Raw genomic sequence first — 20,745 nt, 5'->3', positions numbered from 1 at the left:
TCCTGCTACCCGTTCCAGGTGCGCAGCCGCAGCGGCAGGCCCGCGGCGCCGCCCGCCGCCGGCTTCACCGCCAGCACCTGGTTGACCCCGAGCCGGCCCCGTTCGAAACCGAGCGCGGAGGCCGCCATGTACAGCAGCCAGACCCGAGCGCGGCCGGGCGAGGTCAGCCGCACGGCCTCGTCCCAGTGCTCCTGCAGCCGCGCCACCCAGGCCCGCAGGGTCAGGCCGTAGTGCTCGCGCAGGGCCTCCACGTCGCGGACCTCGAAGCCGGCCCGCTCCAGTTCGCCCACCGTGCTGCCGAGCGGGGAGAGTTCGCCGTCGGGGAAGACGTACGCGTCGATGAACCGGTCGATCCGGTACGCCTCCTCGTCGGGCGCCGGGCGGCGGGCGATCTGGTGGTTCAGCAGCAGGCCGCCGGGGCGCAGCAGGGCGTAGAGGGTGCGGGCGTAGTCCCGGTAGCGCTCCGCCCCGACGTGTTCGGCCATCCCGATGGAGGAAACGGCGTCGTACGGCCCGTCCCTGACGTCCCGGTAGTCCTGGACCCGGATCTCCACGAGGTCCGTGAGGCCCTCGTCGGCGACGCGCTTGCGGGCGTAGGCGGCCTGTTCGCGGGAGAGCGTGACCCCGGTGACCCGGACGCCGTGCTCGCGGGCCGCGTGCACGGCCATGGAGCCCCAGCCGCAGCCCACGTCGAGGAGCCGCAGGCCGGGCCGCAGGGCGAGTTTGCCGCAGACCAGGGCGAGCTTGTCCCGCTGGGCCTCCTCCAGGGTGGCGCCGGTGCTCCAGTAGGCGCAGGAGTACACCATCGAGGGGCCGAGCACCCGCTCGTAGAAGTCGTTGCCGACGTCGTAGTGGTGACTGACGGCCTGCCGGTCGCGGACCCGGGTGTGCCGGGCCCCGGAGCGCCGGGGCACCTCCTCGGCGGGCGGCCTGGGCGGCGGCAGCGGCCCGGCGAGGGCTATCAGCTCCCGTACGGCCGCCCGGCGTTCGGGGTCGCGCAGCAGGGCGCCCGCCGCGGCGGGCTCACGTCCCGGGTCGGCCGCCGCGCCGGCGCCGTCCGCCGGGTCCGGGGCGCCGGGCAGCGGGCCCCGCTCCCACAGCAGGCCCGCCACGCGCTCCAGCACGGCGTACAGGTCGCCCTCCGCCGACAGCTCGCCCGCCACCCAGGCGCGGGCCAGGCCGAGTTCGCCCGGTTTCCACAGCAGGCGGCGCAGCGCGCGGCGGTCGTGGACGGCCAGCAGCGGGGCGCCCGGCGGGCCCGCCTCGCTGCCGTCCCAGGCCCGGATGCGGACCGGCAACGGGGTGCCCAGCAGGGTCTCGGCAACAGCGGCCAACCGCGGCGCGGCGTCGGTCATGGCGCACCTCCACAAGGTCCGACAAAACCCTCTACCCATCCGCCGCCCCGGGTAAGCCGCGGCGGCCCCGCAGCGCCCTGTACGGCTCCCTGCGGCCCCGGCCGGGCCCCGGCCGGCCCGGGGACGGGCGTCGGGGGCGGCCCCGGGGGCTCGAGGGCGGCTCGGGGCCGGGCGCGGGGGCCCGGGCACGCCGAAGGGGCCGCCCGCACCACGGATGGCGGGCGGCCCCTTCGGGGTCGTGCTCAGGCTTTCAGCGCGTACGCCGGGTCAGGAGGCCTTGGCCTTCTGCGGGGTGTTCGCGGCGACGGCCGGGGCCGGGGCCGGCTTGGCGGCCTCGTAGAACTCCTCGCGGGGGGTCTCCAGGGCGCCGAGGGAGACGACCTCGCGCTTGAGGAACATGCCGAGGGTCCAGTCGGCGAAGACGCGGATCTTGCGGTTCCAGGTGGGCATGGCCATGCCGTGGTAGCCACGGTGCATGTACCAGGCCAGCCGGCCCTTCAGCTTGATCTTCATCCCGCCCATGACGATCATCGCGACGCCCTTGTGGACGCCGAGACCCGCCACTGCACCCTTGTTGGAGTGCGCGTACTCCTTCTGCGGGAAGCCCCGCATGCCGGAGATCACGTTGTCGGCCAGGACCTTCGACTGCCGCAGCGCGTGCTGCGCGTTGGGCGGGCACCAGGCGTTCTCGACGCCGGCCTTGCGGGCCGCCACATCCGGGACCTGGGCGTTGTCGCCGGCGGCCCAGATGTAGTCGGTGCCGGTGACCTGGAGGGTCGCGGCGGCGTCCACGTGGCCGCGCGGGCCGAGCGGCAGGCCGTAGCGGGCCAGCGCCGGGTTCGGCTTCACGCCGGCGGTCCACACGATGGTGTTGGAGTCGACCTCGAGGCCGTTCTTCAGCACCACGTGGCCGTCCACGCAGGAGTCCATGGAGGTGTTCAGGTAGATCTCGATGCCGCGCGACTCGAGGTGCTCCTTGCCCCAGGTGCCGAGCTTCGGCCCGACCTCGGGAAGGATCTTGTCCGCGGCGTCGACCAGGACGAAGCGCATGTCCTCGCGCTTGATCGTGGTGTAGTACTTCGCCGCGTCGCGGGCCATGTCCTCGACCTCGCCGATGGTCTCCGCACCGGCGAAACCGCCGCCGACGAAGACGAAGGTGAGGGCCTTGCGGCGGACGTCCTCGTCCGTCGTGGACTCGGCCTTGTCGAGCTGCTCGAGGACGTGGTTGCGCAGGCCGATGCCCTCTTCGACGCCCTTCATGCCGATGCCCTGTTCGGCGAGGCCGGGGATCGGGAAGGTGCGCGAGACGGCGCCGAGCGCGATCACCAGGTAGTCGAAGGGCAGCTCGTACGCCTCGCCGACCAGCGGCGTGACGACGGCGACCTTGCGGTCCTGGTCGATGGTGGTGACCCGGCCGGTGAGGACCTCTGCCTTGGGCAGCACGCGTCGCAGCGGGACGACGACGTGCCGAGGCGAGATGCTGCCTGCGGCCACTTCGGGGAGGAAGGGCTGGTAGGTCATGTACGAGCGCGGGTCGACGACCGTGACGGTCGCCTCGCCGAAGCGCATCTTCTTCATGATGCGCTTGGCTGCGTACAGGCCTACGTACCCACCTCCTACAACGAGGATCCTGGGACGCTCCGTGGTGCTCATGGAAACGAGTATCCAGCACCCGGGAGGGTGACGCTCGTGAGCCCCTTCACAAGGAGTCGGAGTGCCTCTGCTACACTGCGCGGCCCACGTGACCCAGCTCATGTTCCGCAACGGGAACCGCGGGGGCCCGGAGATCGTTGTTCACCCGTCCTGAACTGGCCTCCAGGCATTCGGGCGGACTGGACCACCGCGGTTCGTCGGTACCTCCGATACGGAACCCGTGGTCCCGTTATTCGTACGAACATGCGGTGAAAGGGGCCTCCGGGCCTCCGAAAGGGCCCCCAGGTCCCCTTCCTAGGCCCAACTGGCCCCTTTTCCTTGTGAAGAACTTCACGAACCTCGTGCGGAGAAGGGGACCAAAGTCCCCCGCCGGCCCTCCGCCCTGCCCGCCGGACGGGCTGCCGGGCCCCGCTCCGCGGCCCCGACGGCAGGCGCCGGGGCCGCGGAGCGGGGCCGTGCCGGAGGTCAGGAGGACCGTCGGACGCCCTCGGCCTCTTCCGCCGCGCTGATGGCGATCCCGTCGAGGATGTCGTGCTCGGAGACCACCACCTCCCGGGCTCCGATCCGCTCCATGACGGCGAGCAGCACCAGCGCGCCCGCACCGATCACGTCCACCCGGCCCGGGTGCATGACCGGGATGGCCGCGCGCTCCGCGTGGGTGGAGGCCAGCATCCGCCCGGTGACCTCGCGGACCTGCTCGTAGGAGATCCGGGAGTGGTGGATGGCCTGCGAGTCGTACGCGGTCAGTCCCAGCGCGATCGCGGCGACCGTGGTCACCGAGCCGGCCAGGCCCACCAGGGTGCGCGCCTCGGCCAGCGGCACGGACGCGGCGGCCAGGTCCAGCGCCGCGTCGATGTCGGCGCGTACGGCGTCGATCTGCGCCTCGGTCGGCGGGTCGGTGACGACCCCGTCCACGACCAGGTGGCGCTCCGTCATCCGTACGCAGCCCACGTCCACCGAGCGGGCCGCCCGGACCGTGTCCGCGCCGACGACGAACTCCGTGGAACCGCCGCCGATGTCCACCACCAGGAAGGGCTTGTCGAGGTGGTCGGCCCCGGTGAGCTCCCGGGTGGCCCCGGTGAAGGAGAACGCGGCCTCCTGGTCGCCGGAGATCACCTCGGGCTCGACGCCCAGGATGTCCAGGACGCCCCGGACGAACTCGTCCCGGTTCTCGGCGTCCCGGGAGGCGGAGGTCGCCACGAAGCGGATCCGCTCCGCGCCGAGTTCCTTGATGACCTCCGCGTACGCGCGGCAGGCGGCGAAGGTCCGCTCCAGCGCCTCGGGGGCGAGGCGGCCGGTGCGGTCCACGTCCTGGCCGAGCCGGACGACGGTCATCCGCCGGTCCAGCTCGACCAGTTCGCCGGTGGCCGGGTCGCAGTCCGCGACCAGCAGGCGGATGGAGTTCGTCCCGCAGTCGATGCCCGCGACCCTGGGCACCCCTACGCCTCCTTCTTCTCGGCGCACGGGGTGACGCAGGCGCCCTTGGCCCACCACTCGGGCAGCATCGCCAGGGCCTCGTCGCCGAACGGGTTCACGCCCGGGCCGGCCGCCAGGGAGTGGCCGACCAGTACGTGCAGGCACTTGACCCGGTCCGGCATGCCGCCGGCGCTCGGGAAGCCCTGCAGTACCTCGACGGCGTCACGGCGGCGGATGTAGTCCTCGTGCGCGGCCCGGTAGGCGGCGGCCAGTTCCGGGTCCTCGGCGAGCCGGGCCTGCATCTCCTTCATGACGCCGTTGGCCTCCAGGGTGCCGATGGCACCGGCCGCCCGCGGGCAGGTCAGGTAGTACAGGGTCGGGAAGGGCGTGCCGTCGGGGAGTCGCGGGGCGGTCTCGACCACGTCCGGCTGGCCGCAGGGGCAGCGGTGCACGATGGCGCGCAGCCCGCGCGGCGGGCGGCCGAGCTGCTGCTCGAACGCCTCGATGTCCGCGTCGGTCGGCTCGGTCCGGTCGGTCTGGGGCGGGGGCGTCTGCATGCCTGGAGGAAGTCTCTTCGTTCTCGTGGATGGGTGCGGTACTCGTCAGTCGCCGGGGCGGTCGGCCTTGTCGACGCCGTCCCAGACGTTGGAGTACCAGGGCCGGTCGGACCCGGACTGGCCGGTGCGGCGCGGTTCGGGGCCGCCCGCGCCGGGGTCGTTCATGATGTAGCCGGTCTCTCCCGGGCGGAGGTAGTGCAGGTGCTTGCGCGCCTGCTGCTCCGCGTAGGCGTCGTCCTGCCAGCGGGCCTTCTCGTCACGCAGCCGCTCAAGGCGTTCCCGCGCGGCGGTGGCGGCCCGCTGCTGCTCCGCGATCTCCGAGCGCTGGGAGACGTACTGGCGCATGGGATACGCGAGGGCGACGACCAGCGTACAGAGGACCAGCACGAGCAGGGCGGCCCGGCCGGTGAGCCGGCTGCGGCGGACCTGGCGGCGCGACTGGGAGCGGTAGACGTGGGCGGCGGTCCGCTCGCCGAGCTGCTTGAGCCTGGTCGCGGTGGAGAAGGTGGAGAACCGATCCCGGTTCCCGGCCATTGATCCCGCCTCCCCTTGTCTGCGCACTACGCAATACGTCCCCGCACACGGTACGGGACCGAGTGCGGGGACGTACGGAGGCCAGGCGCAGCCTTCGGTCAGAGCTGTCAGCCCTTGAAGCGCGGGAAGGCGGAGCGGCCCGCGTACACCGCGGCGTCGTCGAGGATCTCCTCGATGCGCAGCAGCTGGTTGTACTTGGCGACGCGGTCCGAGCGGGCCGGGGCGCCGGTCTTGATCTGGCCGCAGTTCACGGCGACGGCGAGGTCGGCGATGGTGACGTCCTCGGTCTCGCCGGAGCGGTGCGACATCATGCACTTGAAGCCGTTGCGCTGGGCCATCTCGACGGCGTCCAGGGTCTCGGTCAGCGAACCGATCTGGTTCACCTTGACGAGCAGGGCGTTCGCGGAGCCCTCCTCGATGCCGCGGGCCAGGCGCTCGGGGTTGGTGACGAAGAGGTCGTCGCCGACGATCTGGACCTTGGTGCCCAGCTTGTCGGTGAGGGTCTTCCAGCCGGCCCAGTCGTCCTCGTACAGCGGGTCCTCGATGGAGACCATCGGGTACGCGGAGACGAGCTCCTCGTAGTACTCGGTCATCTCGGCGGCCGAGCGGGACTGGCCCTCGAACTCGTACTTGCCGTCCTTGTAGAACTCGGACGCGGCGACGTCGAGCGCGAGCGCGATGTCCTTGCCCGGGACGTAGCCGGCCTGCTTGATGGCCTCGACGATGAGGTCGAGCGCGGCGCGGTTGGACTCCAGGTTCGGGGCGAAGCCGCCCTCGTCGCCGAGACCGGTGGAGAGGCCCTTGGTGTGCAGGACCTTCTTGAGGGTGTGGTACACCTCGGCACCCCAGCGCAGCGCCTCGGAGAAGGACTCCGCGCCGATCGGGGCGATCATGAACTCCTGGATGTCGACGTTGGAGTCCGCGTGGGACCCGCCGTTGAGGATGTTCATCATCGGGACGGGCAGCAGGTGCGCGTTCGGGCCACCGAGGTAGCGGAAGAGCGGCAGGTCCGAGGCCTCGGACGCGGCGTGCGCGACGGCCAGGGAGACGCCGAGGATGGCGTTGGCGCCGAGGGAGCCCTTGTTGTCGGTGGCGTCCAGGTCGAACATGGCCTGGTCGATCAGGCGCTGCTCGGTGGCGTCGTAGCCGACGAGCTCCGGGCCGATCTGCTCGATGACGGCGAGGACGGCCTTCTCGACACCCTTGCCGAAGTAACGGTTGGGGTCACCGTCACGGAGCTCGATGGCCTCGAATGCACCGGTGGAGGCGCCGGACGGGACTGCAGCACGGCCGGTGCTGCCATCGTCGAGGCCCACCTCGACCTCGACCGTGGGGTTGCCTCGGGAGTCCAGGATTTCCCGGGCTACGACGACGTCGATGGACGGCACGAGCATCTCCTTCTGGGATGTGACGCTGGGTGTGCGGTGGCAGGTGGGCCGTGGGACCGGCCTTGCCGCCTAGAGCCTAACCGGCTCCGGGCACTGGGCCTGCCGACCGCCCGGGTCCTGGGACGAAAAAGGGCCCGAATACCCCTGTTCCAGGACATAGGACTCTCGACCCGGGCGGTACGGCCGGTACACGCAGCACCGCCCGGCGCGTGGAAGGGACGCGCCGGGCGGTGGTGGCGTGCACGGCTCCGGCCGGGGCCGGGAGCCGTTTCGCGGTCAGGACCGCGGTGTTCAGTTGAGCTTGAGCTTCTGGCCCGGGAAGATCAGGTCGGCGTCCGTCACGATGTCCTTGTTGAGCTCGTGGAGGTGCTCCCAGCCGCCCTGGACGCCGTTGGCCTCGGCGATGACACCCAGGGTGTCGCCGGCCTTGACCTCGTACGAGCCGGTGCCGGTCTTCGGGGCGCCGGTCTTGGGCGCCTCGGTCTTCGGGGCGGCCGGCGCCTTCGGCTTGACCGGGGCGGGGGCCGCGGAGCGCTCGGAGCGGGTGACCGGGGCCTCGGAGCGCTTGGTCTCCTTCTTCGGCTCGGCCTTCTTCTCCTGCTTCTTCGGCTCGGCCTTCGGCTTGGCGGGGGCCTGGGCCGCGCCGCCGTTGTACGAGGAGTTCGACAGGCCGACACCGCAGGACGGCCAGGCACCCTTGCCCTGGCCCTTGAGGACCTTCTCGGCGACGGCTATCTGCTGCGACTTCGACGCCTGGTTGGCCTGCGCGGCGTACGCCTTGCCGCCGTACGCGGCCCAGGTGGAGGACGTGAACTGCAGGCCGCCGTAGTAGCCGTTGCCCGTGTTGATGGCCCAGTTGCCACCGGACTCGCACGCGGCGACACGGTCCCACTCGGAGACCGTGGCGGCGCTGGCGGAGCCCGCGGCCATCAGCGGGGCGGCGACTGCCACACCGGTGACACCGGCGAGCGTGACGATGCGAGCGGCCTTGGAGGCGCGGCGGTGCTTGCCCTTGCCGGAAAGCAGCATGGAGTTTCTCCTCACCGACGCCTGCGAGGTGAGCTGTCGGGTTCGGGCGAGTGAGTTGCCCGGCCGTGCGACCTAGCGCACGTCTTGACCCCTAGCCGGTGGCGTGACCGTCTCTCAACGGCCGCTCCCGGCGCTTACCTTGGTTCCCCCGCTCCTGCCTTCGGCGCTTGACGCGACGACTGTTCCCTCCGTCCGCCGGCAGGATTCGGCGATGCGGTCGAAGGAGCCCGCGGTGGCGAGCGATTCAGAAGGTAGACAGGTCTCCCCCCGATGTTCAACGAGCAACATCGGGGGAAAACCACCCCTACTTGCCCCCTTCGAGGGGGTGTTTGCCCAGGTGGGGACGGGCTTTTCCGCACCCGTACGGCGGGACACGCCAGTTGACCTGAAGAGACACATGTCTCACTTACAGAAAACGGACAATCAGGTTTTTACGGGTGTCCGAAGTGCCGGTCTTACTTGGTTAGATCCAGGTTTTGGCCGGGCTTGATGAGGTCGGCGTCCCCGCCGATGACCTGCTCGTTGGCCTCGTAGAGCGCGTTCCAGCCCCCCTGGAGGCCCTTGGCGTCCGCGATGGCCGTCAAGCTGTCGCCCGATTTGACCGTATAGGTCGGTTCTGGTGTCGCGTCAGGTGTGGCGGGCGCCTCGACGGCGGGCGTGCCGCGATGCTTCCCGCCGCCCCCGGCCGGGACCGAGGGGTCCGGTGAGGGAGCCGGGGCGGTCGGATCGGCCGGGGCGGTCGCCGGGACCGCGGAGCCGGCCGCGGGCGCGCTCGGGTCGGCGGGCGCGCTCGGGTCGGCGGGCGCGGACGGATCGGCGGGCGCGGAGGGGTCCGGGGTGGGGGCGGGGGCCGTGGGGTCCGCCGGGGCCGTGGTGGCGCCGTCCGGGGTCTGCGGGGCCGAGGGGTCCGCCTCTGCGGGCAGGTCCGGCGCCGGCATGACGGGCAGTCCGCTGGAGGGCGCGAGGGGGCCGTCGGGGATGACGAACGAGGGGCTGCCGGACGGGCTCGGCTCGGGAGTGGGGGCGCCGAAGTCCTTCGCCGGGGCTCCCTGGCCGCCGACCGGCACGGTCGCGTCCGGGCGGGACGGGGAGGGGGCGATGGGGCCGGAGCCGCCGGGCAGGCCGGTGTCCACCTGGGCGGCGGGGCCCTGCTGGGTGAGGCCGGCCGAGCTCGCGCACAGCGGCCACGCCTGCGGTCCCTGCGAGGCCAGCACCCGCTCGGCCACGGCTATCTGCTGGGAACGGCTGGCCAGGTCGGCCCGCTCGGCGAAGTCGAGCCCGCCGGCGTTCTTCCACTGCTCCTGCGTGAACTGCAGCCCGCCGTAGGCGCCGCTGCCGTGGTTCGCACTCCACGTGCCGCCGCTCTCGCACTCGGCGACCGCGTCCCACGTGGAGGTGTCGGCGGCCGTGGCGCCGGTGGCGGCGAGCAGCGGCAGGGCCAGCGCGGAGCCAGTGACTCCGGCGGTGACTACCAGCGCGGGGACCTGGCGGGGGCGTCTGTGGCGGCCGTTCCCGGAACGCATGAGGGTGCACCTTTCGCATAACGGCGGGGTAACGGCAGAACCTAGCCCCCTTCGAACGGTTGTCACAAGTTCGGCAGTTGCCTGACGTACGGTCAGCGCCCCTTCATGCGTTCCGGGGTGCGAAGCGGACCGGAAGCGTGCGCAGGCCACGCATGATCAGTCCGCCCCGCCAGCGCAGGTCCTCGGGGGGAATGGCAAGTTCCAGATCCGGCAGACGCGTCAGCAAACGCGCAAGCGCGGTCTGTCCTTCGAGTCGCGCGAGCGGAGCGCCCAGGCAGTAGTGGATCCCGTGGCCGTATCCGAGGTGCTGGTTGTCGCTCCGGGACAGGTCCAGGGTGTCCGGTTCGGCGAACCGCTCGGGGTCCCGGTCGGCCGCCGCGAGGACGACCAGCACCGGGTCCCCCGCCGCGATCCGGCAGCCGCCCAGGGCCAGCTCCTCGGTGGCGAACCGCCAGGTGGCCAGCTCCACGGGGCCGTCGTAGCGCAGCAGCTCCTCGACCCCGGTCTCCAGCAGGTCCCGCTCGCCGGCCGCGAGGGAGCGCTGGAGGCGCTCGCGCTGGTCCGGGTTCATGAAGAGGGAGTGGACCCCGTTGCCGATGAGGTTCACGGTCGTCTCGAAGCCCGCGAAGAGGAGGATGAACGCCATCGCGGTGGCCTCGGCCTCCGTCAGGTGGTCGCCGTGGTCGCTCGCCCGGATCAGGTCGGAGATCAGATCCTGTCCCAGGTCGTCCCTTTTGCGGTGGATGAGTTCCCCGAGGTACGTGCGCATCTGCTTGACCGACCGGGCGACCCCGCCCCGCGGACCGCCCCCGTGGCGGATCATCATCCCGGCCCAGTCGCGGAAGTCGTCCTGGTCCTCGCGCGGTACGCCGAGCATCTCGCAGATGGCGTAGATGGGCAGCGGGAAGGCGAACTCGTGGATGAGGTCGGCTTCTCCCCTGGCGCAGAACCGGTCGATGAGGTGGTCGGTCAGCTCCTGGACCCGCGGGGTGAACTCGGCGACCCTGCGCGGCGTGAAGGCCTTCGAGACCAGCCTCCGCAGCCGGGTGTGGTCCGGCGGGTCGATGTTCAGCAGGTGGGTCATCAGCTCCGCCTTGCGCTCCCCCGGGATGCCCGTCTTGCCGCGGGCGTGCGCGGGCTCCGCGTGGTGCGCCGGATTCTTGCTGAGCCGCTGGTCGGCGAGGGCCTGGCGGGCGTCCGCGTACCGGGTGACCAGCCACGCCTCGACTCCGCTGGGGAGCTTGGTGCGGTGCACCGGGGAGTGCTCGCGCAGCCAGGCGTACGCCGGATAGGGATCGGTGGCGAACTCCCAGTCGAAGAGGGTGGGGCCCTCGGTTCCAGGGGTGTCCGCCGGGGTTGCCGGTGTCTGCTCGTGCACCCGACGACCGTATCCCGGCCCGGCGCCGGCCATCCCCTATGGGGTGTTCGCCGCGGCTGTCCGCAGATGCTCCTTCCCTTGACCTGGCGCGATCGGACGTTCCTACTTTCGGTTTTGTGGATGTGAAGATCTTGAAGAGCAGCTTCGCGGTGGTCGAGAGAAGGGCCGAGCACGCGGTCAAGTACTTCTACTCCCACCTCTTCTGGCACCATCCCGGGATCCGCGAGCTCTTCCCGGACTCCGCCGAGGACATGGAACGCCAGCGGGACCGGCTCTTCGCCGCGCTCACCCACGTGATCGCCCGCCTGGAGGACGAGACCCTCCTGCCCTACCTCCGCGAACTGGGGCGCGACCACCGCAAGTTCCTCGCCGGCCCCGAGCACTACGCGGCCGTCGGCGCCAGCCTGCTCGCCGCGCTCGCCGAGGCCAGCGGCGGCGCCTGGAACGCGGACGTCGAGAAGGCCTGGGCCGAGGCGTACCGGGTGATCGCCGACACGATGACGGCCGGCGCCGCCGAGAGCGAGGACCCCCCGTGGTGGGACGCCGAGGTCGTGCGCCACCTCCGGTACGGGCAGGACATCGGGGTGCTGACCCTGCGTCCCCACGCGCCGCTGCGCCACCGGGCCGGGCAGTACGTCAGCGTCAGCAGCGACCGGGTCCCCCGGACCTGGCGCACCTACTCGATCGGCAATGCGCCCCGCCCCGACGGCACCGTCGACCTCCACGTCAGCCGCATCGAGCAGGGCCGGCTCAGCACCGCCCTGGTCCAGGAGGTGCTCCCCGGCGACCGGCTGCGGCTCGGCGCCCCCGGCGGCGGGCTCACCCTGCGCCGTGCGGACCGCCCGGTCAGCTTCATCGCCGCGGGCACCGGCTGGGCGCCGATCCGGGCCATGGTCGAGGAGCTCGCGGAACACCCTCCCGATCAGGACGTGCGGCTCTTCGTGGTCGCCCGGGACGCCGCGCACCTCTACGACCGCCCGTTCATCGACGCCTACGCGGACGCCTGCCGCCGGCTGGCCGTCACCTACATCACGCCCGCCCCCGGACAGCACCGCAACCAGGCCACCGACCGGCTGGCCACCGCCCTCGGCAACCGGGGCCTGTGGCCGGACCAGGACGTCTACCTCGGCGGGCCGCCGCAGTTCATCGAGGAGATCGCCGGCCTCCTGACGGAGCTGGGCGCCCGGCCGGACCGGATCTTCCACGACTCGGTGCCCGCCACCGGCCGCGGCGACGGCGCCGGGAGCCGCCCGCTGGGCTTCGGCGAGTGGTTCCTGAACCGCCCCGCACCGCACTGGCACAACCCCTCGGGCCGGGCGCCGCGGCCGGACTGACGGGCCCGCGGACCCTTCCGGAGGCGCTCGCGCCGGCCCTTACCGGTCGAGGCCCTCCGCCGCCCGGATCGCGTCCCGGTAGGCCCGGGCCGCCGCCCGCAGCGCCGTCTCCGGGTCGGTGCCCGCCTCCTCGGCGCGCGCCGCCAGCGCCAGCAGCTCGTACCCGATGCCCTCGCCGCGCGGCAGCTCCACGGGTACGCCGCCGGCGCGGGCCCGGCCGGCGAGCTTGGCCGCCAGCGCCAGGCCGGGCTGGCCGAGCGGGACCCCGTCGGTGACCGACTCCCGCTGCTTCTCGACGGCCTTGGTGCGCTGCCAGTGCGCGTGGACGTCCTCGGGGGTCTCGGCCCGTGCGTCGCCGAAGACGTGCGGGTGGCGGTGGACCAGCTTCTCCACGAGGGTCGCGGCCACGTCGTCGATCGAGAACGCCCCGACCGGGCCCTCTCCGCCGCCGCCCGCGCCGTCGTCGTCACCGTCGTCGCCGGGCTCCCCGCCCCCGTCCTCGCCCTCCTGCGCGATCCGGGCGTGGAAGACCACCTGGAGGAGCACGTCGCCGAGTTCCTCGCGCAGTTCCTCCCGGTCGCCGTCCTCGATGGCCTCGACGAGTTCGTACGCCTCCTCGATGGCGTACTTCGCCAGTCCCCGGTGGGTCTGCTGCGAGGTCCAGGGGCATTCGCGCCGGACCCGGTCCATCACCTGGACCAGGTCGAGCAGACGTGCGCCGGGCAGGTCGTAGGAGCCCGGGAGCAGTTCCAGGTCGGGCATCGCGACCCGGCCGGAGCCGGCCAGCCGCGCCAGCCCGTCGGTCAGCCGCCGGTCGCCCTCGCCGCCCGGCAGCACCACCACGGTCCGGCCGCCGGCGCAGGCGTCGACCAGCGCGGACGCGTCACCCGGGCCGTCCTGGACGACCTCGATGCCCGCCTCGCGCAGGTACGGGAGCTGCGGGTGGCCGGGGTCGGCGCACAGCACCAGGTCCGCGGCGTGCAGGGTCTGCCACGCCGGCCAGGACAGCACGCCGGGGGCGACCCGGTGGCTGGTGGTCAGCAGGACGATGCGGCCGGTGGGCTCGGCGGGTACGTGGTCGGTCACCCTCCGAACCTACCTCCGTCCGCCGGGGTCAGGCTCCCGCGGGTGCCGGCTGCTCGGGCGCGGTCCGCTGGAGGATCCACGGCGTGTCCCCCGCGCCCAGCTTCACCTGCTGGACGTCCCAGGCCCCGTACCGCGGGTTGACCTCGATGTCCAGGGCCTTCGCGGCGGCCCGGGCGGGCTCCTCCAGCTTCCCGTTGCCGTACTTGGCGGTCAGCTTCGCGAGGAGGACCTGGTTGGTGAGGAAGCGCTCGGCCTGGCCGGGGGAGATGGCCCCCTTCTGCAGGAGCAGCGCCTCGAACTGCTCGTCCCCCTTGTTCTCCGTCACGTACGACCGGCGCTCCTCCTCGACCTCCTTCTCGGTGGCCGTGACCCCGGCGGTGCGCGCCATCTTGTCGATGACCCGGCTCTGCAGGATCGAGTCGAGCTTCTGCCGCTCCAGGTTGGGGGTCTGCGCGATGAGTTCGGCGGCTGCCTGCCCCGACCGGTTCTGTGCGGCGCGGACGTCGTTGACCTGGGCCTGGAGCGCGGAGGTGGTGATCCGTTCACCGCCGACCACGGCCGCGGTGCCGGGGCGGGCCTGCCCCGAGCAGGCGGACAGCAGAGGGGCCGCCACAAGCAGGGCGGCGGAGACGGAGAGCGCTGTGCGACGGTGCAAAGGAGCCTCCAGGGCCGGGAGATTGTGCGTCGGTGCACAAGGGCCGTGCGGTGATCGATGGTATGAGGTCGGGGTGGTCCGAGCCACCGGTTCGACCAACGATTCCCGCGGTGTCGGGGTGCGCGTTCACCCTGCGGCCATGCTTCGGCCTCCCGGCGCTGCCAGGGTCGGCCCACCATGTCGACACCGCACCGCTCGCCGCGCCGCCTGAGCCTGACCGGCTCGGCGCTGGCCGCCCTGACCACGACGGCGGCCGTGTGCGCCGGGGACGCCGCCGCCCGCGTGTTCCCGTACGGACCGCGCCACCGCAGCGTCAACGACCTCGGCAACCAGTTCGTCCCCTTCCACGCGCACCTGTGGGACCTCCTGCACGGACGTGCGCACGGCGGCCTGCTGTTCAACTGGCAGTCCGGCTACGGCACCAGCTTCCTGCCGGACCTGGGCACCTATCTGGCCAGCCCGTTCGCGGTGCTCGTCGCTCTCTTCCCGCGGGCGGACATCGACCTCGCGGTGTACGTGGTCACGGTGCTGAAGACGGCTGCCGCCGCAGCCGCCATGGCCTGGCTGCTGCGCACCCTGCGGCGCGGACCGTGGTGGGCCGCCGGGCTGCTCGGCGCCTCGTACGCGCTGTGCGGCTGGTCGGTGGTCGAGGCGTCCTACAACCCGATGTGGCTGGACGGGCTGATCGCCTTCCCGCTGCTGTGCCTGACCGGCGAATGGGCCCTGCGCGGGCGGCGGCCGGCGGCGGCCGCGCTGGTGGTCGCGGCGTGCTGGACGGCGAACTTCTACACCGCCTACATGGCGACCCTGGGGGCCGCGCTGGTCCTGCTGCTGCGGGTGGCGGCGGCCCACCCGGGTGCGCCGGCCCGGCTGCGGGCCGTCGGCCGGGCCGCCGGGGCCACGGTCCTCGGCGTCGCCCTGGCGGCGCCCGTGCTGCTCCCCCTCTTCCTCAGCTCGGGGCGGGCCTACCCGGGGTGGGCCGGGGAGTTCCGACCGGCGCCCTGGGCCGACCTGTTCGCCCGGCTCCTGCCGGGCACGTACTCCTTCTCCTCCCCGGCCGTGTTCCTCTCCGCCGCCGCCCTGCTCCCGCTGGCCGCCCTGCCCTTCCACCGGGCCGTGCCGGTGCGCACCCGGCTGGGGTGGGCGGGGCTGACGGCGGTGGTCGCGCTCTCCCTCCAGTGGGCGCCCACCCATCTGGCCTGGCACCTGTTCGCCACGCCCAACGGCAGCCCGTACCGGCAGACCTTCGTGCTGGCCGGGATCGCCGTGATCGCCGCCTGGACCGCTCTGGCCGCGGGGCTGCCCGGGGTGCGGGCCCTGGCCGCGGGGGCCGGGCTGCTGACGGCGGCCGCCTGGTGGGCGCACCGCAGTGCGCTCGCCACGTCCCCCGGTCTCCTGCTGTTCTGCGGCGGGCTCGCGGCGGCCGGGGCGGCCTGGTGGGCGCTGCGCCGACGGGCACGGGTGGTGCCCGCGGCCGCCCTGCTGGCGCTGGTGGTGCTGGTCCAGGCCGCCGCGACCGGGGCGTACGGGCACCGCGGCAAGCTCGGCGGTCTCGATGACTATCCGTCCTGGGGCGCGGCCCACACGGCGCGCGCCGGGGCCCTGGCCGGGGCGCAGGGCTGGCCCGCGTACCGCACCGACGCGGGTCGGCCCGCGCTGTCGGGCAACGACCCGATGCTGCTGGGCGGGGAGGGCGGGGCGTACTACAGCAGCCACACCCCCGCGGTGTTCACGCAGACGATGGCGGCCCTCGGGGCGGGCTGGACCTCGCGGGGGCGCAACGTGCAGAGCCTCGACAACCCGGTGACCGACGCGGTGTTCGCGGTCGGGGCCCGGCTGCGGCCGGACGGGACGGTGGCCCGCGCCGAGGTCCCACCGCTGGTGACGGTCCGCCCGCCGGACCCGGCCGGCCCGCCCCCGGCGTACGGCCCCTCCCCCTTCGCGAACCAGGAACTGCTGCTGGGCGCGGCGGTGTACGAGGAACCGCTCGCGCCGGGGGTCTGCCGCGCGGGCACGGAGGCCTACCTGTGGGCGCCGGAGTACAACGCCACGGCCCGCCTCGCGGACGGCGCGGCCTTCCGGCTGAACGGGAGCGCCCCCCGCAACCGGGCGGCCCTGCAACCGCTGGGCCCTTCCCGGGGCGCCTCCTCGGCCCTGGTCTTCGACGCGGCCCCGCCGCCCCGGTGGGCCCTGTCCTGCCTGGACCGCACCCGTCTGGAGGCGGCCGTCGCCGCCCTGCGCGCCTCGGCGGCGCTCTCGCTGCACGTCGGCTCCTCCGGCATCCGGGCCGCACTGCCCCCGGGGGCCGCGGGCACGGCGGTCCTGTCGGTGCCGGCCGTCGCGGGGTGGACCTGCAACGGGCGTCCCGCCTCGGCCCGGCTGGGCCTCGTCGCCGTGCCGCTGGACGGCCGGACCACCACCCTGGCCTGCGCCTTCCGGCCCCCGGGGCTGCTCTCGGGCGCGGCTCTCGCGGCCGCGGCCCTGGCCGTCCTGCTCGGCCTGCTGCTGCGGGCCCGGCGCGGACCGCGGAGACTGCGTCAGCGCACCTGGCCCAGCCACTGAAGGGTGCGGCGGACCTCGGCCGGGAAGGGGTGCGCCGGGCCGTGCACCCGCTCGGCGTCGAACAGCAGCCGGGCCAGGGTGTCGTGGGCCGCCGGGCGGTCGCCCAGGGACAGCAGCAGGTGCGCTATGCGGCGACGGACCTCCAGGGGCAGGCCCGGGTCCGGGTTGGCGTAGTGGTTCTCGAAGAGCGGCAGCAGCGAGCGGTACTCCGCCAGGGCCGCGGCCGGCTCGCCCAGCTGCTCCAGGCACTGCGCCGCGTCGTAGCGAAAGCGCAGCGCCTGCGGGTCCCCGGCCGGGAACTCGTCGGCGAGGCGGCGCAGTTCGGGCAGGGCGCGGCGGTACTGGCCGTCGTCCATCAGCGTGGCCGCGTACTGCTTGCGCAGGGAGCGCACCACCGGCGAGTGCTCCCCGTGCTCGGCGGCGGCCGCCGGCAGGATGCCGCCGAGGATGTCGACGGCCCGGGTGAGCTGCCCCTGGTCCAGGAGGGTGCGGGCCTCGTCCACTGCGCCGGGGATGTCCGGCCGCGGCGGCGCCGGCGGGTCGGCCGGACGGGGCGGGATCACGGTGGCCCGGTCCGGCCAGGGCGCGTGGGGGCGCAGGAAGGGGCGGGTCGGGTCGAGCGGGCCCTTCGGGGCGGCGCTGCCGCGGGCGGGCAGCAGCGGCGCGAGCGCCTCGTAGACCTCTTGGGCGGAACCGGGCCGGTCCTGCGGGTCCTTGGCGAGGAGGTGCATCAGCACCGCCTCCAGAGCGGCCGGGATCTCCGGGCGCAGCTGGCGGACCGGGAGCGGGGGCTCGTACAGGTGGCGGTGCAGGACGCCGAGGGCGGTGGATCCGGCGAACGGCACGTTGCCGCTGAGGAGTTCGTAGAGCAGCACGCCGAGCGCGTACAGGTCGGTGTACGGGCCCACCGCGCCGCCCATGGCCTGCTCGGGCGCCATGTACGCGGGGCTGCCGATGGGCGTTCCGGTGCTGGTGAGGCGGGTGGTGTCGGTGTCCATCACGGAGGCGACGCCGAGGTCGAGGACCAGGACGCTGCCGTCGGGGCGCACCATCACATTGCGCGGCTTGAGGTCGCGGTGCACGATCGGCACCGCGTGCACGGCGGACAGCACCGCGCACAGCTGCGCGGCGACCGCGACCGCCCACGGCCAGGGGTACGGGTCGTGTTCCGCGAGGTGGTCGGCGAGGTCGGCGCCCTCGACGTAGCCCATCACCAGGTACAGCTCGTCGCCGTCGGTGCCCGCGTCGTGCACGGTGACCAGCCCCGGGTGGTCCACCTGGGCGGTGACCCGGCACTCGCGCACGAAGCGGCGGCGCAGCTCCTCGGCGACCGTGCCGGGTCCGGCGACCTTGTCGGGGCGGAGCAGTTTGACGGCGACCCGCCGGTCCAGGCGGCGGTCGTAAGCGGTCCACACCTGGCCCATGCCGCCCTGGCCCAGGACGGTCGCGAGCTGGTAGCGGTCTCCGACGAGGCGGTCGGTCACCGGTTGGGGTCCTGGTCGCGGGGAGGCTGCTTGCGCAGCAGCTCGCTGAGCTCGTCGAGTTCGGCCCGGACCTGCCCGATGCGCGGCGGCGGGGTGTGGTGCTGCGGCGGCATCGGCGGCTGCGCGGGCACCTGGGGCTGCGCGGGCGGGTAGCCGTACCCCTGGACCGGCGGCCGGTGCTGGGGGGCCGCGTAGGGCGCGGGGCCGGCCTGCGCCGGGTACCAGTGCGCGGTCCGCGAGGCGTTCTCGTAGTGCTTGATGTCCGCGACGAGGAAGTACACGCAGATCGCGAGGCCGCTGACGATCGAGCCGCCCGCGCCGAGGTTGCCCTGCCAGTTGCTGGCGTCCTCGGTGGGGTCCATCCCGATGAGGACGAGCCAGCTGACGGACAGCACGAAGCCGGCCACCGTGAGCAGCCAGTCGTGCGTCTTGCGGGTGACCAGTGCGAGCCGCAGCAACGACCCGAACGCGAAGAAGCCGCAGCTGAGGAGGGGCAGCAGCGCGAACAGCACGCGCAGCGTCACCACGCCCCCGGACGTGGGCTGGTGACCGTGCTGCGGCGGGAGGCCGGGGCCGTGCATCGCTGCTCCTGACAGGGCGTGCGGATGGAGTTCCGGGTCAGAGCGTATACAGCCGGTCGGGCCGTCGGTGAGGGGATGCCCCAACCGTTGTACGGTCGCCGCACAAGCTCAGTCCGGCGGGAGCGTGCCGTCCGACAGGCCGTCGTACAGGCCCTGCACCAGTTGCCCGCCGAGCCGTCCCGCCAGCAGCAGTGCCTCCTCGAACTCGGCGAGCGCGCGGAAGCGGATTCCGTAGCGCTGCTGCTGCTCCAGGGGCAGCCGGGGCAGCCGCAGGCGGCGCACGTCGAGCCGGGAGGCGGTGGAGGTGTGGCTGCTGGCGCGCCGGTGGTTGGCGGTGCCGCGCAGGAAGCCGGCCAGGAACCAGGGGTCGAGGGCGCCGGGGTCGGGGCGCAGCAGGGCCGTGCCGCGGCCGGGCGCGGCGCCGGCGGCCTCCGGGGAGACGACCCGGACGGGGGCGGCGCCGAGGACGGGGACCAGGACGTCGCCGGGCTGTGTCAGCACGGGCCCGGCGTCCGGCCGGGAGCCGTGGGCGGAACCGCTGTGCAGCATCAGGGCTCCGGCGCGGACGAGTTCACCGACCGTGGTCAGCGGCGGCCGGGCCGCGGGCCCCGCAGGCACGGCTGCGGACGCCGCGGCGGGCGGCGGGGCGAGGCGGGCGGCGCGGGCGAGGCTGTCGTCGAGGCGTCGGCGGACGGCGCCCAGTGCGGCCGGCCCGCCGCCCGCGCCCGGCGGCGGCAGGTGATGGGCCGGGGTGAGGTCCACGTCCTCGTCGAGGAGTTCGATGACCGGCACCAGGCGGCTGATGCCGGGCACCTCTTCGACCGAACCGGTCCGGTCGTACGCGCTCCAGGCCGCCTCGGCGGCCCCGTGCACGGCGGCCCACCGGGCCCCGGGCCGGTCCGCGACCTCCGGCGCGGCCGCGGCGGCCGCGCCGTCGACCAGCAGCAGCCCGGCGGGCGGGGCCGCCTGCGGTGCGGGCCGGCGCAGCACCCACAGGTGCAGCGGGACCCCGTACGGCGGGGCCGCTCCGGCCGGGAGCGCGACGACGGCGCGCAGCGCCCCGCGGCGCAGCAGGTCGGCGCGGATGCGGCGGCCGGAGCGGCGGGCGGCGACGGCGGCGGGCAGCAGCAGCACGGCGGTGCCGCCCTCCCGCAGGTGGGCCAGGGCGTGCTGGACCCAGGCGAGTTCGGATTCGGCGCGGGCCGGGAAGCCGTACTCCCAGCGCGGGTCGTAGGCCAGTTCCCCGTGCCCCCAGTTCCGTTCGCCGGACGGCGGGTGGCAGAGCACGGCGTCGACCGCGGTGCCGGTGAAGGCGTCGGCGCGCAGGCTGTCGGCCGCGGCGCCGCGGATCCGCGCGTCGCCGGCGAGGGCCAGCCGCAGCGTGGCGAGGGCGGCGAGTTCGGGCGAGGAGTCCTGCGCGTACAGCTCGGCCGCCCCGCGGACGGCCCGCAGCAGGGTGCCCGTCCCGCAGGCGGGGTCGAGGGCGGTGCGGACGGCGGGGCCGGCGAGGGCGGCCATCAGTGCGGCGGGGCCGTCCGGAGTGGGCGTGTGCCGGCGGGGGCCGGCGTCGGGGTGGCTGCCGAGCAGGAACTCGAAGGCCTGGCGGGCGCCCAGTTCGGCGGCGAGGGCGGCGGCGCCCCGCAGCAGGGGCACGTCGGCGGGTTCGAGCGGGGCGGGGGCGAGCGGCCGGGCGGACCCCAGGCGGGCGCCGAGCACCTGGTCGAGGAGGGGGCCGAGCAGGCGGGCGGTACCGGCGTCGGAGACCGCGGCCGCCTCCAGCCAGTCGGTGGGCCGGTCCCGTACGACGAGCAGCGCACCGCCCGCCTTCACCAGCGCGGCCGCCGCCCCGCCGGGGTGGGCGGCGACCTGGCGGCGGACGCGTTCGCGCAGCGGCACCTCGGCGTTCTTGCCCTGGGCCCGCAGCCACTCCTGCACCTCGGACAGGGCGAAGGAGGGGCTGGTCCCGCTCCCGCCGACGGGCCGGGGGAAGTCGGGGTGGCGGCGGCGCCAGTTGCTCACGGCGGCGCGGCCGACCCCGGCCAGGCGGGCAACCTCGGCGGCGGTGACCTCGGCGCCCGCGGGCGCTCGGGCGGGGACGGCCGGGTCGTCGCTCTCCTCGAACATGCGCGGAGCATACCGATGCACAGCGTGAACCGGCCATGGCACGTACACCGTGTTGACACGGTTCACAGGCGCCGGGCCCGGGCGCC

16 protein-coding genes and 1 riboswitch are annotated in these 20,745 nt (G+C 74.1%); of the genes, 2 read left to right on the top strand and 14 right to left on the bottom strand.

What is annotated here, in order from left to right; translation table 11 throughout:
- Positions 1-5 precede the first annotated feature (5 nt).
- The 9 genes from ACLJTM_RS29960 to ACLJTM_RS29920 all read right to left on the bottom strand — a co-directional run bounded on the left by ACLJTM_RS29960 (position 6) and on the right by ACLJTM_RS29920 (position 10,866).
- Positions 6-1,355 (bottom strand): class I SAM-dependent methyltransferase, encoded by a 1,350-nt coding sequence (locus ACLJTM_RS29960; protein WP_411106890.1) that lies wholly within the window; start codon positions 1,353-1,355, stop codon positions 6-8.
- A gap of 267 nt (positions 1,356-1,622) precedes the next feature.
- Positions 1,623-3,008 carry an NAD(P)/FAD-dependent oxidoreductase gene (locus ACLJTM_RS29955; RefSeq protein ID WP_411106889.1) on the bottom strand — a complete coding sequence of 462 codons (1,386 nt, stop codon included), beginning with the start codon at positions 3,006-3,008 and terminating at the stop codon, positions 1,623-1,625.
- Positions 3,009-3,473: 465 nt separating this feature from the next.
- Complete coding sequence (locus ACLJTM_RS29950; protein ID WP_411106888.1) at positions 3,474-4,445, bottom strand: exopolyphosphatase; 972 nt, start codon at positions 4,443-4,445, stop codon at positions 3,474-3,476.
- A 2-nt stretch (positions 4,446-4,447) separates the two neighbouring features.
- Complete coding sequence (locus ACLJTM_RS29945) at positions 4,448-4,981, bottom strand: DUF501 domain-containing protein (protein WP_411106887.1); 534 nt, start codon at positions 4,979-4,981, stop codon at positions 4,448-4,450.
- Between the two features lie 45 nt (positions 4,982-5,026).
- On the bottom strand, positions 5,027-5,515 hold the full coding sequence (locus ACLJTM_RS29940) for an FtsB family cell division protein (RefSeq protein WP_411106886.1): 489 nt from the start codon (positions 5,513-5,515) through the stop codon (positions 5,027-5,029).
- Between the two features lie 107 nt (positions 5,516-5,622).
- On the bottom strand, positions 5,623-6,909 hold the full coding sequence (gene eno, locus ACLJTM_RS29935) for a phosphopyruvate hydratase (protein ID WP_037793436.1): 1,287 nt from the start codon (positions 6,907-6,909) through the stop codon (positions 5,623-5,625).
- A gap of 285 nt (positions 6,910-7,194) precedes the next feature.
- The gene (locus ACLJTM_RS29930; protein WP_411106885.1) at positions 7,195-7,932 is read right to left on the bottom strand and encodes a transglycosylase family protein; all 738 of its coding nucleotides are present in this window, start codon (positions 7,930-7,932) and stop codon (positions 7,195-7,197) included.
- Positions 7,933-7,935: 3 nt separating this feature from the next.
- Positions 7,936-8,108: riboswitch (cyclic di-AMP (ydaO/yuaA leader) on the bottom strand.
- A gap of 279 nt (positions 8,109-8,387) precedes the next feature.
- Entirely contained in the window at positions 8,388-9,455 is a 1,068-nt protein-coding gene (locus ACLJTM_RS29925) for a transglycosylase family protein (RefSeq protein ID WP_411106884.1), read from the bottom strand.
- 103 nt (positions 9,456-9,558) lie between these two features.
- A complete protein-coding gene (locus tag ACLJTM_RS29920) occupies positions 9,559-10,866 on the bottom strand; it encodes a cytochrome P450 family protein (RefSeq protein ID WP_411106883.1) in 1,308 nt (435 codons plus the stop codon).
- Between the two features lie 83 nt (positions 10,867-10,949).
- Between ACLJTM_RS29920 and ACLJTM_RS29915 the strand changes: the two genes are divergently transcribed.
- Positions 10,950-12,167: a globin domain-containing protein gene (locus ACLJTM_RS29915; RefSeq protein WP_411106882.1), complete on the top strand. Its 1,218-nt coding sequence runs from the start codon at positions 10,950-10,952 to the stop codon at positions 12,165-12,167.
- A gap of 39 nt (positions 12,168-12,206) precedes the next feature.
- Here ACLJTM_RS29915 and ACLJTM_RS29910 read toward each other — a convergent pair whose 3' ends face one another.
- Together ACLJTM_RS29910 and ACLJTM_RS29905 are read right to left on the bottom strand one after the other, a co-directional pair.
- Positions 12,207-13,253: a MazG family protein gene (locus tag ACLJTM_RS29910; protein ID WP_411106881.1), complete on the bottom strand. Its 1,047-nt coding sequence runs from the start codon at positions 13,251-13,253 to the stop codon at positions 12,207-12,209.
- Between the two features lie 28 nt (positions 13,254-13,281).
- Positions 13,282-13,908: a SurA N-terminal domain-containing protein gene (locus tag ACLJTM_RS29905; protein ID WP_411106880.1), complete on the bottom strand. Its 627-nt coding sequence runs from the start codon at positions 13,906-13,908 to the stop codon at positions 13,282-13,284.
- A 177-nt stretch (positions 13,909-14,085) separates the two neighbouring features.
- Between ACLJTM_RS29905 and ACLJTM_RS29900 the strand changes: the two genes are divergently transcribed.
- Complete coding sequence (locus ACLJTM_RS29900) at positions 14,086-16,470, top strand: YfhO family protein (RefSeq protein WP_411106879.1); 2,385 nt, start codon at positions 14,086-14,088, stop codon at positions 16,468-16,470.
- Here the strand turns inward: ACLJTM_RS29900 and ACLJTM_RS29895 are convergent.
- The 3 genes from ACLJTM_RS29895 to ACLJTM_RS29885 form a co-directional block, all read right to left on the bottom strand.
- The gene (locus tag ACLJTM_RS29895) at positions 16,446-17,954 is read right to left on the bottom strand and encodes a protein kinase domain-containing protein (RefSeq protein ID WP_411106878.1); all 1,509 of its coding nucleotides are present in this window, start codon (positions 17,952-17,954) and stop codon (positions 16,446-16,448) included. The two genes, ACLJTM_RS29900 and ACLJTM_RS29895, sit on opposite strands and share 25 nt — an antisense overlap.
- Positions 17,951-18,535: a hypothetical protein gene (locus ACLJTM_RS29890; protein WP_411106877.1), complete on the bottom strand. Its 585-nt coding sequence runs from the start codon at positions 18,533-18,535 to the stop codon at positions 17,951-17,953. The genes ACLJTM_RS29895 and ACLJTM_RS29890 overlap by 4 nt, the downstream gene beginning before the upstream one ends.
- Before the next feature lie 108 nt (positions 18,536-18,643).
- Positions 18,644-20,659: an N-6 DNA methylase gene (locus ACLJTM_RS29885; RefSeq protein ID WP_411106876.1), complete on the bottom strand. Its 2,016-nt coding sequence runs from the start codon at positions 20,657-20,659 to the stop codon at positions 18,644-18,646.
- Positions 20,660-20,745: the final 86 nt, after the last annotated feature.

Origin of the sequence: Streptomyces sp. cmx-4-9, from assembly GCF_046548835.1 — a bacterium.
GTDB lineage: Bacteria > Actinomycetota > Actinomycetes > Streptomycetales > Streptomycetaceae > Streptomyces.
This window is presented reverse-complemented; position numbering and strand designations above follow the sequence as displayed.

Bases quoted from the DNA above. Each gene is read 5' to 3' on its own strand.
- ACLJTM_RS29960 (WP_411106890.1), bottom strand. From the start codon at position 1,355: ATGACCGACGCCGCGCCGCGGTTGGCCGCTGTTGCCGAGACCCTGCTG.
- ACLJTM_RS29955 (WP_411106889.1), bottom strand. From the start codon at position 3,008: ATGAGCACCACGGAGCGTCCCAGGATCCTCGTTGTAGGAGGTGGGTAC.
- ACLJTM_RS29945 (WP_411106887.1), bottom strand. From the start codon at position 4,981: ATGCAGACGCCCCCGCCCCAGACCGACCGGACCGAGCCGACCGACGCG.
- ACLJTM_RS29940 (WP_411106886.1), bottom strand. From the start codon at position 5,515: ATGGCCGGGAACCGGGATCGGTTCTCCACCTTCTCCACCGCGACCAGG.
- eno (WP_037793436.1), bottom strand. From the start codon at position 6,909: ATGCTCGTGCCGTCCATCGACGTCGTCGTAGCCCGGGAAATCCTGGAC.
- ACLJTM_RS29930 (WP_411106885.1), bottom strand. From the start codon at position 7,932: ATGCTGCTTTCCGGCAAGGGCAAGCACCGCCGCGCCTCCAAGGCCGCT.
- ACLJTM_RS29925 (WP_411106884.1), bottom strand. From the start codon at position 9,455: ATGCGTTCCGGGAACGGCCGCCACAGACGCCCCCGCCAGGTCCCCGCG.
- ACLJTM_RS29920 (WP_411106883.1), bottom strand. From the start codon at position 10,866: ATGGCCGGCGCCGGGCCGGGATACGGTCGTCGGGTGCACGAGCAGACA.
- ACLJTM_RS29900 (WP_411106879.1), top strand. From the start codon at position 14,086: ATGTCGACACCGCACCGCTCGCCGCGCCGCCTGAGCCTGACCGGCTCG.
- ACLJTM_RS29890 (WP_411106877.1), bottom strand. From the start codon at position 18,535: ATGCACGGCCCCGGCCTCCCGCCGCAGCACGGTCACCAGCCCACGTCC.
- ACLJTM_RS29885 (WP_411106876.1), bottom strand. From the start codon at position 20,659: ATGTTCGAGGAGAGCGACGACCCGGCCGTCCCCGCCCGAGCGCCCGCG.